This is a genomic window from Extibacter sp. GGCC_0201, from assembly GCF_017566055.1.
In the GTDB taxonomy this organism is placed as follows: domain Bacteria; phylum Bacillota; class Clostridia; order Lachnospirales; family Lachnospiraceae; genus Extibacter.
Map to the genome: position 1 here is coordinate 1 of NZ_JABFCH010000123.1, position 228 is coordinate 228.

Sequence of the window (228 nt, forward strand, 5' to 3'; positions counted from 1 at the left end):
GTTTATGCGCCAGCTGCGGCAGATTACCCGTATATGTCCCGATATCTTTGGGCATATTGAGCTTTTTAAGATGATGCCCGTCTGCCTGCGGCACTTTAGTCGCAGACGCCGGCCCGATTCCAAGCACAACGTGACGCTCTTCCATCATCTGAATATTATAAAGGCTGGCACTGCCTGAAGCAGCATAGCCTATATTAGCAAGATTACCCAGCATGTAATGCTGGCGGT

1 pseudogene is annotated in these 228 nt (G+C 50.0%); it reads right to left on the minus strand.

The window, feature by feature from the left end:
* Nucleotides 1–228 (minus strand): annotated as a pseudogene (locus HJV72_RS18970) (coproporphyrinogen dehydrogenase HemZ); the annotation flags it as partial.